General features: G+C 72.0%; 11 protein-coding genes and 1 pseudogene. 8 read left to right on the top strand and 4 right to left on the bottom strand.

The annotated features are described in order from the left end of the window. Nucleotides 1-201: 201 nt before the first annotated feature. Nucleotides 202-1,590: pseudogene (locus EBO36_RS08500) on the top strand (RNA polymerase sigma factor); the annotation flags it as partial. On the opposite strand, the gene EBO36_RS08495 reads toward EBO36_RS08500, so the two are convergent. Continuing rightward, complete coding sequence (locus tag EBO36_RS08495) at nucleotides 1,578-1,856, bottom strand: hypothetical protein (protein WP_122824221.1); 279 nt, start codon at nucleotides 1,854-1,856, stop codon at nucleotides 1,578-1,580. The pseudogene EBO36_RS08500 and the gene EBO36_RS08495 sit on opposite strands and share 13 nt — an antisense overlap. Before the next feature lie 331 nt (nucleotides 1,857-2,187). Between EBO36_RS08495 and EBO36_RS15325 the strand changes: the two genes are divergently transcribed. The 3 genes from EBO36_RS15325 (at nucleotide 2,188) to EBO36_RS08485 (ending at nucleotide 4,711) form a co-directional block, all read left to right on the top strand. Further along, nucleotides 2,188-2,421: a hypothetical protein gene (locus EBO36_RS15325; protein ID WP_164471410.1), complete on the top strand. Its 234-nt coding sequence runs from the start codon at nucleotides 2,188-2,190 to the stop codon at nucleotides 2,419-2,421. Then, nucleotides 2,411-3,118 carry a hypothetical protein gene (locus tag EBO36_RS08490; RefSeq protein WP_122824220.1) on the top strand — a complete coding sequence of 236 codons (708 nt, stop codon included), beginning with the start codon at nucleotides 2,411-2,413 and terminating at the stop codon, nucleotides 3,116-3,118. The genes EBO36_RS15325 and EBO36_RS08490 overlap by 11 nt, the downstream gene beginning before the upstream one ends. A gap of 1,170 nt (nucleotides 3,119-4,288) precedes the next feature. Further along, nucleotides 4,289-4,711, top strand: a complete 423-nt coding sequence (locus EBO36_RS08485) for a hypothetical protein (protein WP_122824219.1) — start codon at nucleotides 4,289-4,291, stop codon at nucleotides 4,709-4,711. 91 nt (nucleotides 4,712-4,802) lie between these two features. Here EBO36_RS08485 and EBO36_RS08480 read toward each other — a convergent pair whose 3' ends face one another. Beyond that, nucleotides 4,803-5,015, bottom strand: coding sequence for a hypothetical protein (locus EBO36_RS08480; protein WP_122824218.1), 213 nt, complete (start codon nucleotides 5,013-5,015; stop codon nucleotides 4,803-4,805). Between the two features lie 357 nt (nucleotides 5,016-5,372). Between EBO36_RS08480 and EBO36_RS08475 the strand changes: the two genes are divergently transcribed. Further along, nucleotides 5,373-6,371, top strand: coding sequence for a GNAT family N-acetyltransferase (locus EBO36_RS08475; protein ID WP_122824217.1), 999 nt, complete (start codon nucleotides 5,373-5,375; stop codon nucleotides 6,369-6,371). Nucleotides 6,372-6,471: 100 nt separating this feature from the next. Here EBO36_RS08475 and EBO36_RS08470 read toward each other — a convergent pair whose 3' ends face one another. Continuing rightward, complete coding sequence (locus EBO36_RS08470; RefSeq protein ID WP_206515519.1) at nucleotides 6,472-6,663, bottom strand: DUF7455 domain-containing protein; 192 nt, start codon at nucleotides 6,661-6,663, stop codon at nucleotides 6,472-6,474. A gap of 147 nt (nucleotides 6,664-6,810) precedes the next feature. Between EBO36_RS08470 and EBO36_RS08465 the strand changes: the two genes are divergently transcribed. From EBO36_RS08465 to EBO36_RS08455, 3 genes are all read left to right on the top strand, one after another. After that, a complete protein-coding gene (locus EBO36_RS08465) occupies nucleotides 6,811-8,946 on the top strand; it encodes a DNA gyrase/topoisomerase IV subunit B (protein ID WP_122824215.1) in 2,136 nt (711 codons plus the stop codon). Between the two features lie 69 nt (nucleotides 8,947-9,015). Next, the gene (locus EBO36_RS08460; RefSeq protein WP_122824214.1) at nucleotides 9,016-10,029 is read left to right on the top strand and encodes a GNAT family N-acetyltransferase; all 1,014 of its coding nucleotides are present in this window, start codon (nucleotides 9,016-9,018) and stop codon (nucleotides 10,027-10,029) included. Nucleotides 10,030-10,121: 92 nt separating this feature from the next. Then, entirely contained in the window at nucleotides 10,122-11,153 is a 1,032-nt protein-coding gene (locus tag EBO36_RS08455) for a GNAT family N-acetyltransferase (RefSeq protein WP_122824213.1), read from the top strand. Between the two features lie 79 nt (nucleotides 11,154-11,232). Here EBO36_RS08455 and EBO36_RS08450 read toward each other — a convergent pair whose 3' ends face one another. Next, a complete protein-coding gene (locus tag EBO36_RS08450) occupies nucleotides 11,233-13,683 on the bottom strand; it encodes a DNA gyrase/topoisomerase IV subunit A (protein ID WP_122824212.1) in 2,451 nt (816 codons plus the stop codon). Nucleotides 13,684-13,808: the final 125 nt, after the last annotated feature.

Below are 13,808 nucleotides of genomic sequence, written 5' to 3'. Positions count from 1 at the left end.
AAAACGGCGTCTCTGCGGTTGACACGACTGTGCGCAGTGCCGCCCCGGCACCGACCGGGGGGGACCTCGCCTCATCGAGGCGCGCGCAGCCCGGCCGCGCGCCGGAGCCGAATGTCCGCTCGACGGTTATAATTGTAGTGACGCGACGCCCGATCGCCGAACTCTCCCGTCCCCGCCGAAAGGTTCTCTGTGCCGTCGTTCGCCCAGAACACGCCCGTCAGCTCCCGAGCCGAGGCGGCCGCCACGACCCGCCAGGAGACCACGGTGGCGGTGGAGCCCGACGCGGCTCCTGCTGCCCCGGCGAAGACCCCCGCCGCGAAGAAGCCCGCGGCCAAGAAGGCCCCCGCGAGGAAGCCGACCGCGAAGAAGGCCGCTGCCGCCAAGCCCGAGACCCCGACGAGCGCCGCGTCCCCGGACGAGCCGATCATCCCGGACGAGGAGATCATCGCCGCGGCGGAGGACTTCGTCGAGGACGTCGTCGAGGAGCCCGCGCCCAAGCCGGTGCGTGCCCGGGCCAGCCGCGCCAAGAAGCCGGCGCTGGCGGCTGTCCCGGACGCCGAGAAGGCGACGGAGAAGCCCGACGCCGAGCCCGCTGCCGCCGACGGCAAGGAGGAGACGGGCTTCGTCGTCTCCGACGCCGACGACGAGGACGCTCCGGTCCAGCAGGTCGTCACCGCCGGTGCGACCGCGGACCCGGTCAAGGACTACCTCAAGCAGATCGGCAAGGTCGCCCTCCTCAACGCCGAGCAGGAGGTCGAGCTCGCCAAGCGGATCGAGGCCGGCCTGTTCGCCGAGGAGAAGCTCAACGACGGCGAGGAGCTGGCCCCCAAGCTGCGCCGCGAGCTCGAGTGGATCGCGAACGACGGCCGCCTCGCGAAGAACCACCTGCTCGAGGCCAACCTGCGCCTGGTGGTCTCCCTGGCCAAGCGCTACACCGGTCGCGGGATGCTCTTCCTCGACCTCATCCAGGAGGGCAACCTCGGCCTCATCCGTGCGGTCGAGAAGTTCGACTACACCAAGGGGTACAAGTTCTCCACGTACGCCACGTGGTGGATCCGCCAGGCCATCACCCGCGCCATGGCGGACCAGGCCCGCACCATCCGTATCCCGGTGCACATGGTCGAGGTCATCAACAAGCTTGCCCGCGTCCAGCGCCAGATGCTCCAGGACCTGGGCCGCGAGCCCACGCCGGAGGAGCTGGCCAAGGAGCTCGACATGACCCCCGAGAAGGTCGTCGAGGTCCAGAAGTACGGCCGCGAGCCCATCTCGCTCCACACGCCCCTCGGCGAGGACGGCGACAGCGAGTTCGGTGACCTCATCGAGGACTCCGAGGCCGTCGTCCCCGCGGACGCCGTGAGCTTCACGCTCCTCCAGGAGCAGCTCCACATGGTCCTCGACACGCTCTCCGAGCGGGAGGCCGGCGTGGTGTCCATGCGTTTCGGGCTCACCGACGGCCAGCCGAAGACCCTCGACGAGATCGGCAAGGTCTACGGCGTGACCCGCGAGCGGATCCGCCAGATCGAGTCCAAGACGATGTCGAAGCTGCGCCACCCGAGCCGGTCGCAGGTCCTGCGCGACTACCTCGACTGATCCGCGTCCGTGAGGCCCGCGTCGTCCCCCGGACGGCGCGGGCCTTTCGCGTGCCCGGTGCCGGCCGGTCGCTTGCCGCGTCGCTCGGGGAACGTGAAGTCGTAGGGGTTCGGGACGAGGTCCGGGACGACGAGCCCGGGGTCGGCCGAGGTCAGACGCACCACGAGGTTGTCGTAGCGCTCGTGCACCGTCCCGGGCGGCACGGCCGCCGCCTCCAGCACGGTGACGAGCCCCACGGCGGCGTCGTATGCCGTCGTCGAGCGCACGTCGCTCGGCTGCCAGGCGGCGTCCTCGTCGAAGGGGTAGTGCTCGAGGCCGGACGCGACTCCGCCACCTGACCGTTCCCGCCAGCTCGGCGCGCGCCGGTGCGCCGCCTGTTGGTCGATGAACGGGAGGCCGCTGCGGACCCCTGATTGGTCTCATGACGCCCAAGCTCGACTAGATGGCTGACAGACGGCCCGCTCCGGGCGCTGTTCAAGTTGTCCACGGGCAACGAACCTACGAGAGCGCCGTGATGAGGCAACCATCGCCGGCGGTGCTGCCGCATGACGGCCACGCCCGCTGAATTGATGCGTGTCAGTGGTCGGGTAGACCATCATGGGCAAGAGCAAGAGGACAGGAAGGGTCACGATCATGGCACCTCGGACGATCGAAGTGAGCCGGGACGAACTGGTCGCACGTCGTGAGCACGTGCTCGCGCAGCTGGGTGTGTCCCTTGACGAGTTCCGTCGTAGGGTGTTGCGCGGCTCGCTGACCGGCGACGAGTGGGACGCAGTATCTGAGCTCGAGGAGATCAGCTTTCTCCTCGACGACTCTGCCGATGACTTCTGATCTCGCCGGACGCTCCCTTGAGTTTGCGGGCGAGGTGGCGCAACTTCTCGCGGACGCTCTTGGCCGAGAAGTAGCGATGGTCTCGGTGCGGTACGGCGAGCGGTACGCCGTCCGCCCCGATGGTGCGGATGCTGAGGCACAGAAGATTCCCCTGGCCGTCGCTGGCACCCACCTGGCAGACCTATCAGTCGCGATGTACCAGACTCTCGATCACTCGGGTAACTACCTCAAGACCACGCGTTCCGACTTCAAGGTGTACTCGACACTTGACCGAACCCCGTTGATCCGACTTGAGTACCGCGCCGACATGCACTCCGACCCGGTCTGCCATTGGCAGTTCCACGCCGAGCGTGGGGCGTTCTCTCACCTCCTGTCGATCGCAAACGCCGCGGATCAGAGGCGGGTCCGCAAGCCACACGACCTGTCGAGTGTGCATCTGCCGGTGGGCGGCGAGCGATTCCGGCCCTGTCTTGAGGATCTCCTGGAGGTGCTTATCCGCGACTGCGGCATCGATGCAGTTGACGGGTGGGAAGCTGCTCTTGAACGTGGCCGTCAACGATGGCGGATGAGACAGTTCCGTACCGCAGTCCGGGACCTGCAACGAGAAGCGGCAGACGTCCTGAGGAATCATGGTTGGGCCGTAGAGCCGCCCGATGTACCGTTCACCCCGCACCTCGAGCCATACAGCAAGTGGTGATACCGCGGGGATGAACGTTGAGAACGACGCTCGTACGCCCGCGCTAAGCCAGGGGTCGCTTCCGCTCCGCGGAGACGACCGGCGGTGGGACGTAGATGGCCACTCGGCCAAGGCTTGGTGTGCAGCGATAGCGTCGACGCTTCCGCCACCTCCCGAGGAGGCACCGAACTCATGTCGGCACAGCTTGAGAGACTCAAGGGGAGATCCTCAAGGAGCTCAGTCGATCAGCGCCAGCCAAGACACCCTGCTCGGCGACGGCAACGCGATCCGCAACGGACAGTTCGAGAAGCCTGGAGCGGACGCCCAGATCAGACATTCCCACTCACTTCGCCGCCGGTCGTTGCTGGAGACTTTCTCAACACCAGAGGACTGGTAGTGGCACGCCGTCGTGACGCTCGTCAGGCCACCGTCCAGGCGGCAGCCACCCCTTGAGCCGGGGGAACCGACTACCAGAACGGCATCGCGGACGGGCGCCCCCAGTGCGCCGCCCTGTGTCGCCGCCGGGGCGGCGCGGCCGTGGTGAGCGGCGAGGGCCGTTGGAAGCGGAAGACCCTGGCATGCGCGAACCGCCGAGTGGAACCCGAGTACCGCAGGCGCGTTGCCCCACGCGTTTAGTAGACGCAGTGGTGGGTCGTCATCTGCGCTGATCCCACGCCCCACGCCCCACGCCCCACGCCCCCGCCCCACGCGCGGGGCAGTGGCGAGCTCTCGCCTGTTGTGTCGAACTCTTACGCAGGGGCGTCGTGTCCGGAAAAGAACGTCTCGCGGGAACGGTCCCAACAGTCCAGGCACCAGGTAGCGTCGTCCGCGCGCCAGGGTGGTGTGCGAGTGACCGTGCTGGCTGCTGGCCGGTGGATGTCCGCTCGAGCCCCAAGGGTCAAACAACGTCGGCGCCGTTTGGGTCGTCTCCCAGACGGCGTAGGAGCACACGAGGAGAGCATTTTGAAACGTGGCGTTGCGTGTTTGTCCCTGGCCGCTGCACTTGCCCTGGGCGCGTGTACCGCTGAAGACGCGACCAACGCTCGCCCCACGGAACCGCTCGTGTCGGAGTCGCCTGAAGGGGACGCGGCGTCGACTGCGCCGCGTAGCACCCCGTCGTCGCCGCCGTCCCGGCCCGCCGCACCACCAGCCCCGCCTACGCCTGAGGCGGACGTTCCAGAGGTCTACCCTGTGGGCGAACTGATTAGGCGCCCGTCCGCCGACATCGTCGTGAATGTGCTCGAACGCCGCGACTCTATCGCCGCGGACTATCAGGAACCCTTTACTGCGGGTGAGGGCGAGCGGCTCTGGTATGTCGATATCACCTGGACAAACAACCTCGCAGAGGCGGTCGAGAAGGAATGTCACGGGCCGTACTCGATGGACCTCCGCGCCTTTGATCTGCAGGGACGCGAGATGCTAATGGTCGATCAACCTGGGTATATCTCGGGCCAGAACTGCACCACCGGTCTCATGCAAGGTCAGTCGGGCACATGGTTGACGGCGTTCAGGGGTCTGGATGAGGAGTTCGGGTGGCTCTTATTCGAGGACTACAACGGCGAGCCCGCTTTAGTGACGCTCGACCCGAGCCTCGAGCTCCGATTCACCGGCTAGGCCCTCGAACACGGTGAGGCCGCTGGCGTAGTGGTCTTCACGGCTCGTGCGTGCGTGCCTCGACCAGGGGTACCTAACGCACTGCGCCGGTTCAGGGCATGGGCGCGCCGGGGGCGCTGAGGTCGGCCTCGCCACCGCCCTCGCGGGTGGGGTGCGGGTCCACCGTCACGGCGGTGTCGTCCTCGACGTCGGTGTCGGCCGCGGCGTCGGCGTCCGCCTCGGTCCCGAGGACGGCGCGCTTGGCCTCCTCGGCGAGGGCGCGGGCGTGGTCGGCCGTCGCCTGGGACGGGAGTGGCTCGCTCATGAGGGGTCCTTCCGCCGTGCCGTGCGCCGGCGCTCGCCGACGTCGCCGTCACCCTCACCGAGGCTCCGGGCGTGCGCAAGCGGGGCGACCGAGGTGCGGAGCCCGCCGCTGTGAGCGGAGGGCGGCGGGCATCGGTCGAGGGTGCGTGAACTGTCGAACTCGGCCCACCGGTACTCGCTGAGTTCGCCAGTTCGTGCCGAGTTCGATAGCTAGAACTGGCGAACTCGGCATGAATCAGCGAACTGGGCGCGAAGTAGCGAACTCGACGCCGGTGCGGGGAGCCCGGGGCGTGCGGACGATCCCTCCCGGCGCGAAAACGTTTGGCCCACCGCCCTTGCGCGCCTACCGTGGGCCGGTGTGACCCTCCCCGCACTCCCGTCCACCGCGCTCGGCCTCACCTGGCGTCCCATCACCCCGGACGACGTCCCCGCCTGGCACGAGCTGGTCCGGGCCATCGAGGACGTCGACGACCCGGGCGAGCGGTACACCGCCGAGGACCTGCGCGACCAGCTCACCGACGGCTCCTGGAAGGACCCGTCCGCCGACACGCTCATGGGCGTCGACGCGGACGGCGTCCCGCGGGCCTTCGGGCACGTCGAGGTGCGCCCGGGAGACACCCGCGCCGTGCGGGCGTTCTGCTGGGGCGGCGTGCACCCCCAGTGGCGCGGGCGTGGCATCGGCCGGGACGTGCTCGCCTGGCAGGAGCGGCGCGGGCGGGAGAAGATCGCCGCCGCGGGCAAGGACGTCCCCTCGCGGATCCTCGTCCATGCCGATGAGCACGTCGGGACCCACCGGCGCCTCCTCGAGGCCGCCGGGTTCCGCCTCGTGCGCTGGTACCTGGAGATGACCCGCCCGCTCGACGACGCCCACCCCGCCCCCGACGTCGCCCTCGGCGGCGGGCTGCGGCTGGTGCCGTACACCGACGACCTGAGCGAGCGCGTCCGGCACGCCCACAACGAGGCGTTCGCCGACCACTGGGGGAGCGAGCCGCGCTCCCGGGAGGACTGGGAGCGGGCGAGCGTGGGCGGGCGCACCTTCCGGCCGCAGTGGAGCTTCGTCGTCCTCGACGGCGACGAGGTCGCCGGGTACACGCTGGCCTCGGCCTACGAGCAGGACTGGGCCGCCCAGGGGTACCGCTCCGGGTGGACCGACGCCCTGGGCGTGCGCCGCGCGTGGCGGCGCCGGGGGATCGCGCCGGCGCTGCTCGCGGCCTCGATGCGCGCCTTCCGGGCCGACGGCATGGAGCGCGCGGACCTCGCCGTCGACGCGGAGAACCCCTCGGGGGCCCTGCGCCTGTACACGGGCCTGGGCTTCACGGCGGCGCGGCGCTCGACCGCCTACGCGAAGGACTGCTGATCCCGCGCGCCAGGGAGGCCGCACTGCGGGAAGGCCGAGACGCCGGTGGCCGGCCCGCAGGAGCGGGCGGCCACCGGCGTCTCGGTGTGGTGCGGTCGGGTCAGGCCTCGGACTTCTCGTGGAGCCGGTGCGTCTCGTCCTGGATCGAGGTCGCGACCCCCTCGAGGGCCTCACTGTGCTGGCGGGCGTGGTGCGCGCAGAACAGCAGCTCGCCGACGGCGAGGGCGACCCGGACGTAGGCCTGGGCCCCACAGCGGTCACAGCGGTCCTGTGCGGTCAGCGGTGCAGTCATCGTGGCGTTCACATGAGCATGTAACCACCGTCGGGCCGGTTCCATGCCCTCAGGCGTCGGGGGTTCGCTCCCAGCGGAGGCGCGCGGGCGTCCCCAGGACCCGCGCGGCAGCCGGGGACAGGACCGCTCAGTCCTTAGGATCGGACGGTGCCTCCCAAGTCGACCGCCTCCCCAGAGCAGTACACCGCGCGCCACCTCTCCGTCCTCGAGGGACTCGAGGCGGTCCGCAAGCGGCCGGGCATGTACATCGGCTCGACGGACTCCCGCGGCCTCATGCACTGCCTGTGGGAGATCATCGACAACGCCGTCGACGAGGCCCTCGAGGGACATGGCGACGCCATCGAGGTGATCCTCTACCCGGACTCCTCCGTCGAGGTCCGCGACAACGGGCGGGGCATCCCGGTGGACACCGTCGCCTCCGTCGGCCTCAGCGGCGTCGAGGTCGTCTTCACCAAGCTCCACGCCGGCGGCAAGTTCGGCGGCGGGTCCTACGCGGCGTCCGGCGGCCTCCACGGCGTGGGCGCCTCCGTCGTCAACGCCCTGTCCGCCCGGCTCGACGTCGAGGTGGACCGCGGGGGCAAGACCCACCGGATGACGTTCCACCGCGGGGAGCCCGGCACGTTCGCCGACCGGGGCGGACCGAGTCCCGACTCGCCGTTCCAGCCGTTCACCTCCGGCAGCGAGCTCGCCGTCGTCGGTAAGACGCCCCGCGCCCGCACCGGCACCCGCGTGCGCTACTGGGCCGACCGCCAGATCTTCCCGACGACGGCGCACTTCTCCTACGAGGACCTCGTCGACCGCGCCCGCCAGACCACCTTCCTCGTCCCCGGGCTCACCATCACCGTGCGGGACGAGCGGCGCCTGCCGGGCACGCCGGGGGAGGGCGGGCCGGTCGAGGAGGTCTTCCGCCACGACGGCGGCGCCGCCGACTTCGTCGACTTCCTCGCGCCCGACGCCGGCGTCACCGACACGTGGCGGCTCACCGGCTCCGGGACGTTCCGCGAGACGGTCCAGCAGCTCGACGGCTCCGGCCACCTGCGACCCAAGGACGTCGAGCGCACCTGCGAGGTCGAGGTCGCCCTGCGCTGGGGCGTCGGCTACGACACGCACGTGCGCTCGTTCGTCAACATCATCGCCACGCCCAAGGGCGGGTCCCACCTCGCCGGGTTCGAGCAGGGCCTGGTCAAGACCATCCGCAAGCAGGTGGAGGCGAACGCGCGGCGCCTCAAGGTCACCGCCAAGGACCCCCGGCTCGAGAAGGACGACGTCCTCGCCGGCCTCACCGCCGTCGTCACGGTCCGGCTCCCCGAGCCCCAGTTCGAGGGCCAGACCAAGGAGGTCCTCGGGACCGCGCCGGTGCGCGCGATCGTCGCGCGCGTCGTCGAGCGGGGCCTCACCGAGATCCTCACCTCCACCAAGCGCGCCGAGAAGACCCAGGCGGCGGTCCTCCTCGAGAAGGTCGTGGGGGAGATGCGCGCGCGCGTGTCCGCCCGGATGCAGAAGGAGATCTCCCGGCGCAAGAACGCCCTCGAGACCTCCACGCTGCCCGCCAAGCTCGCCGACTGCCGCACCGACGACGTCGAGCGGTCCGAGCTGTTCATCGTCGAGGGCGACAGCGCGCTCGGCACCGCCAAGCTCGCCCGCCAGAGCGACTTCCAGGCGCTGCTGCCGATCCGCGGGAAGATCCTCAACGTCCAGAAGGCCTCGCCCGGGGACATCCTGCGCAACGCCGAGGTCGCCTCGATCATCCAGGTCCTCGGCGCGGGCTCCGGCCGGACGTTCGACCTCGAGGCCGCGCGCTACGGCAAGGTGATCCTCATGACGGACGCGGACGTCGACGGCGCCCACATCCGCACCCTGCTGCTCACCCTCTTCTTCCGCTACATGCGCCCGCTCGTCGAGGCCGGGCGCGTCTTCGCGGCCGTCCCGCCGCTGTTCCGCGTCGAGGTGAGCGGCTCCGGCGGGAAGAAGGGCGAGAAGATCTACGTCTACTCCGACGCCGAGCTGAACGCCCTCCTGCGCAAGCTGGAGCGCTCGGGCAAGCGGTACAAGGAACCCATCCAGCGGTACAAGGGCCTGGGGGAGATGGACGCCGACCAGCTCGCCGAGACCACCATGGACCCGGCCCACCGCACGCTGCGCCGGGTGAGCATGAACGACGTGGCGGCCATCGAGAACGCCGAGCGGGTCTTCGAGCTGCTCATGGGCAACGACGTCGCCCCGCGCAAGGACTTCATCGTCGCCGGCGCCCGGGAGATCGACCGGGAGCGCATCGACGCCTGACCGGCCCGCCCGGCCCGCACAGCCCGCCCGGGCGCAGGCCGCGGCCGGTCCGCCGACTACGATCGAGCCATGCCCTCCCCCCTCGCCGACCGCGCTGCTGCCCCCGACCACGTCGAGCTCCCCGCCGCCCACCTCGGCCTCACCTGGCGGCCCCTGGAGCCCGGCGACGCCGATGCGGTGCTCGCGCTGGCGCGGCGCTGCGAGGCCGTCGACACCCCGATCCTGCGCGTCGACGCCGGTGACGTCGAGAGCGTCCTCGCGCGCCCGGAGCGGGGGATCGTCGCCGACAGCCTCGGCGGGTTCGACAGCGCCGGCGAGCTCCGCGCGTCGGCGTTCGTCTACGCCCCGCCCGGCGACGAGAGCCACGCGCGGGTGTTCATCGACGCCGCCGTCGACCCCGAGTGGCGCGGCCGGGGGATCGGCCGCGCGCTCCTCGCCTGGCAGGACGGCCGTGCCCGCCAGATGCTCGCGCAGATGGACCCGGAGCTGCCGGGCCGGATCGCCGCCTACGTCGACGAGCACCACGCCGACCGCCGGCGCCTCTACGCCGCCGCCGGCTTCAGCCCCAAGCGCGTCTACCGCGACATGCGGCGGAACCTGCGCGACCCGATCCCGCCGGTCGAGGTCCCCGAGGGCATGCAGATCGTCTCCTGGACCCCCGATCTCGACGAGCGCGTGCGACTCACCCACAACGAGGCGTTCGCCGACCACTGGGGCTCCCAGCCGGTTGCCGCCGAGTCATGGACCCGCATCCACCGCGACCTCGTCCCCGAGTGGAGCATGGTCGCCCTCGCCGGGGACGACATCGCCGGGTACGCGCTCACCTCCCGCCACGAGCACCAGTGGGAGGCGCTCGGCCACACGGAGGGGTTCACCGAGCTGCTCGGCGTGCGCCGCCCCTACCGCGGCACGGGGGTCGCCCGCGCGCTGCTCACGGCCGTCCTCGAGGCGCTCCACCGGGACGGGCTCGACATGGCGGCGCTGGACGTCGACACCGAGAACCCCTCCGGCGCGCACCACTTCTACGAGCGGATGGGGTACGAGCCGCAGGCGAGCCGGATCCTCTACACCATCGAGCTCTGATCCACGACCCGTACGGCGCCCCGCGGACGTGGGGCGCGCCATAGGTGAGCACCTGGTTCCGGCCTGAGCCGGGCAGGACGTAGGGTCGGCCCATGCCCGCCGAGTCCGACGCCTCCCCGCGCCCCCTCGGCCCTCCCGCGCCCCTGTCCGGGCCCGCCTACGGGCTCGCCTGGCGGGCGCTGAGCCTCGCGGACAACCCCGCGCTGGTCGCGCTCGTCGCGCGCATCGAGGAGCACGACAACCCGCCGTACCGCACGACCGAGGAGGAGTCCGCCGAGAACTTCGCCGAGGCAGGCACCGACCCCGCGCGCGACACCATCGGCGGCTTCGACGACGACGGCCAGATCCGCGCCTTCGGCATGGTCCGCATGCGCACCGGCGCGACCGGCCCGGTACGTGCGCTCGCCGAGGGCGGCGTCGACCCGCAGTGGCGTCAGCGCGGCATCGGTGCCGCGCTCCTCGCCTGGCAGGTGGCCCGCACCCGTCAGCGGCTGAGCGACGGCGCGGCGGGGCTCGGCCGGGTGGTTGTCCACGTCGAGGACGGCATGGACGACACGGTCGCGCTGCTGCGTCGCGCCGGGTTCACCCCACAGCGCTGGTACACCGAGATGCGGCGCGACCTGTCGACCCCCATCCCCGACGTGGAGCTCGCCTCGCGCCTGCGCGTGGAGCCCTGGACGCCCGAGCTCGACGACGCCGTCCGGCGTGCCCACAACGACGCCTTCCGTGACCAGTGGGGCGCGCAGGAGCACACCCCGGAGACGTGGGTCCAGGGCCGCACCCACTTCGCCCCCGCGTGGAGCTTCGTCGCGCTCGACCGCACGAGCGACCGCGCCCGGGTGGCCGGGTACCTCATCTCCGGGCGGTACGAGCACGACTGGCCGGCCCAGGGGTGGAGCGAGGGGTACACCGAGGTGCTCGGGGTCCGCCGGGAGTGGCGGGGCAAGCGCATCGCCACGGCCCTGCTCACGACGGCGATGCGCGCCTACGCCGCCGACGGCATGGAGTACGCCGGCCTCGGGGTCGAGGCGGCCGCCCCGACGGGCGAGTTCGGCCTGTTCACCCACCTGGGCTACGAGCCCACGCGCGGCTCCACGCTGTACACGCTCGAGCTCGGCGCCTGACCGGCGGGCCGGGCCCGCCGGTCATCGGCCGCACCGGGCCGCACCGGGCCGGCCCTCCGGCCCGGCACGCCCCGGTGCCTCAGCCGATCGCCGCCACCGGCAGGCCGAGCGGCTGGCCCGAGGCGTCGCGGCGCTCGTCGGGCTCGGGCAGCGGCACCGCCTGCCCGCCGGCCCCGGTCGCCCGGACCGGACCGACGCCCGCCCAGGCGAGGACGATGCTGTCCTCCCCGCGCAGGAAGCGGTGCGCCCGCACGCCGCCCGTCGCCCGCCCCTTGGTGGGGTAGCGGTCGAGCGGCGTGACCTTGGCACTGCCGGGCGTGGTCCCCGGCAGGGCGAGGCTGGAGCCGGCCACTGTGACGACGAGGCTGCGGGAGACGTCGTCCTGGCCGACCACGCCCAGGGCAACGACGCGGGCGTCCGGGGCGAGCCGGATACCGGCCATGCCGCCCGCGCCCCGGCCCTGCGGGCGGACCGCGGCGGCGTCGAACTGGAGGAGCTGGCCGTCGGAGCTGACGAGGACGAGACGGTCGGTCTCCACCGCGTGCGCCGCCCCGACCACCGTGTCGCCGTCCTTGAGCGCGATGACGTCCCACGCGTCCTTGTTGCCGGGACGGTCCGCCGGGCTGACGCGCTTGACGGTCCCCCCGGCGGTGGCGAGCGCGAGCGTGGGGGCGTCGTCGTCGAGACGGGCGAGGGACACGACGGACTCCCCGGGACCGAGCGGGACGAGCTCGGAGATGGGCGCCCCGCCCGACAGGCCGGGGGCGGCGTCGGTGGGCGGCAGCGCCGGCGCGTCGAGCACCTCCAGGCGCACGATGCGCCCGGCGCTCGTCACCACGCCGACGTGGCCGCGGGTCGTCGCCGGGACCGCGGCGCGGATGGCGTCGTGGGCGTTGCGGGGGCCCTCGCGGCGCGGCGCGTCCTCGACGCGGGCGAGCAGACCCGTGCCGGACAGGAGGACCCAGCACGGCCCGTCGGGGACCTCGAGGGGGACGGCGGAGCCGCGCAGCGTCTCGGCGGACGTCGCCGGCCCGCCCGCGTGCTCGAGGAGGACGGTGCGCCGCGGCGTGCCGTGCTCGGCCGCCACCTGCGCGAGCTCGTCGGAGACGACGGTCCGCAGCCGCGCCTCGTCCGCGAGGATCGCCTCCAGCGCGGCGATCTCCTCGACGAGGGCGTCGCGCTCGTTCTCCAGCTCGAGGCGGGAGAACTTCGTGAGGCGGCGCAGCCGGAGCGCGAGGATGAAGTCCGCCTGCGGCTCGGAGAGGTCGAAGACCGTCATGAGGCGCGTGCGAGCCACCTCGGCGTCGTCGGAGCCGCGGATGACGGCGATGACCTCGTCGATGTCGGCGATGGCGAGCAGGAGGCCCTCGACGAGGTGGGCGCGCTCGCGTCGGCGGGCCAGGCGGTGCTCCGTGCGGCGCCGCACCACGGTGATCCGGTGGCGGACGTAGACGTCGAGGAGCTCGCGCAGCCCGAGGGTGCGCGGCTGGCCGTCGACGAGCGCGACGTTGTTCACCCCGAAGGACTCCTCCATGGGGGTGTAGCGGTAGAGCTGGGCGAGGACCGCCTCGGGGTTGAAGGCGTTCTTCACCTCGATGACCAGGCGCAGGCCGTGCTCGCGGTCGGTGAGGTCGGCGACGTCGGCGATGCCCTGGAGCTTCTTCGCCTGGACGGCCTCCTTGATCTTCTCGATGACCCGCTCGGGGCCGACGAGGTAGGGCAGCTCGGTGACGACGATGCCGCGCCGGCGGGCCGTGATCGACTCGATGTGCGTCGTGGCGCGGGTGCGGAAGCTGCCGCGGCCGGTGGCGTAGGCGTCGCGCACGCCCTCGAGCCCCACGATCTTGCCCCCCGAGGGCAGGTCGGGGCCGGGCACGAAGCGGCACAGCTCCTCGAGGGTGGCGTCGGGGTGGGCGATGAGGTGCCGGGCGGCCGCGACGACCTCGACGAGGTTGTGCGGGGGCATGTTCGTCGCCATGCCCACCGCGATCCCGGACGCGCCGTTGACGAGCAGGTTGGGCAGTGCGGAGGGCAGGACCTCGGGCTGCGTGAGCTGGTTGTCGTAGTTGGGGACGAAGTCGACGACGTCCTCGTCCAGGCCCGCCGTCATCACCAGCGCCGCCGGGGCGAGGCGCACCTCGGTGTACCGCGCGGCGGCCGGGCCGTCGTCGAGCGAGCCGAAGTTGCCGTGGCCGTCGACGAGCGGCACCCGCAGCGAGAACGGCTGCGCCATCCGCACGAGGGCGTCGTAGATCGCCGTGTCCCCGTGGGGGTGGAGCTTGCCCATGACCTCCCCGACGACGCGGGCGGACTTCACGTGGCCCCTGTCGGGGCGCAGGCCCATCTGGTCCATCATGAACAGGATCCGCCGCTGGACCGGCTTGAGGCCGTCGCGGGCGTCGGGCAGCGCCCGGGCGTAGATGACCGAGTAGGCGTACTCGAGGAACGACCCCTGCATCTCCGCGGAGACGTCGATGTCGACGATGTGCTCCGGGACGGGCGCAGCGGGAGTGGACGTGCGGCGTGGCATGCCCCGATTGTCCCCGACGAGGACGCCCGGCCCGACGCGCCTCGCCCGGACGGTGGACGACGGATCCGCGGGACGCCGGGAAGGACGTCCCGGCGGCCTGCCCCGCCGTCCCCCTAGGCTGACGG

This window comes from Georgenia faecalis (assembly GCF_003710105.1).
GTDB classification, from domain to species: Bacteria; Actinomycetota; Actinomycetes; order Actinomycetales; family Actinomycetaceae; genus Georgenia_A; species Georgenia_A faecalis.
Note: the sequence above shows the minus strand (reverse complement) of the source record. Positions and strands in the feature narration are given on the sequence as shown.

What these genes read in the sequence shown, in the direction of transcription:
- EBO36_RS15325 (WP_164471410.1), top strand. Translation starts at nt 2,188, where the DNA reads ATGGGCAAGAGCAAGAGGACAGGAAGGGTCACGATCATGGCACCTCGG.
- EBO36_RS08490 (WP_122824220.1), top strand. Translation starts at nt 2,411, where the DNA reads ATGACTTCTGATCTCGCCGGACGCTCCCTTGAGTTTGCGGGCGAGGTG.
- EBO36_RS08480 (WP_122824218.1), bottom strand. Translation starts at nt 5,015, where the DNA reads ATGAGCGAGCCACTCCCGTCCCAGGCGACGGCCGACCACGCCCGCGCC.
- EBO36_RS08470 (WP_206515519.1), bottom strand. Translation starts at nt 6,663, where the DNA reads ATGACTGCACCGCTGACCGCACAGGACCGCTGTGACCGCTGTGGGGCC.
- EBO36_RS08460 (WP_122824214.1), top strand. Translation starts at nt 9,016, where the DNA reads ATGCCCTCCCCCCTCGCCGACCGCGCTGCTGCCCCCGACCACGTCGAG.
- EBO36_RS08455 (WP_122824213.1), top strand. Translation starts at nt 10,122, where the DNA reads ATGCCCGCCGAGTCCGACGCCTCCCCGCGCCCCCTCGGCCCTCCCGCG.
- EBO36_RS08450 (WP_122824212.1), bottom strand. Translation starts at nt 13,683, where the DNA reads ATGCCACGCCGCACGTCCACTCCCGCTGCGCCCGTCCCGGAGCACATC.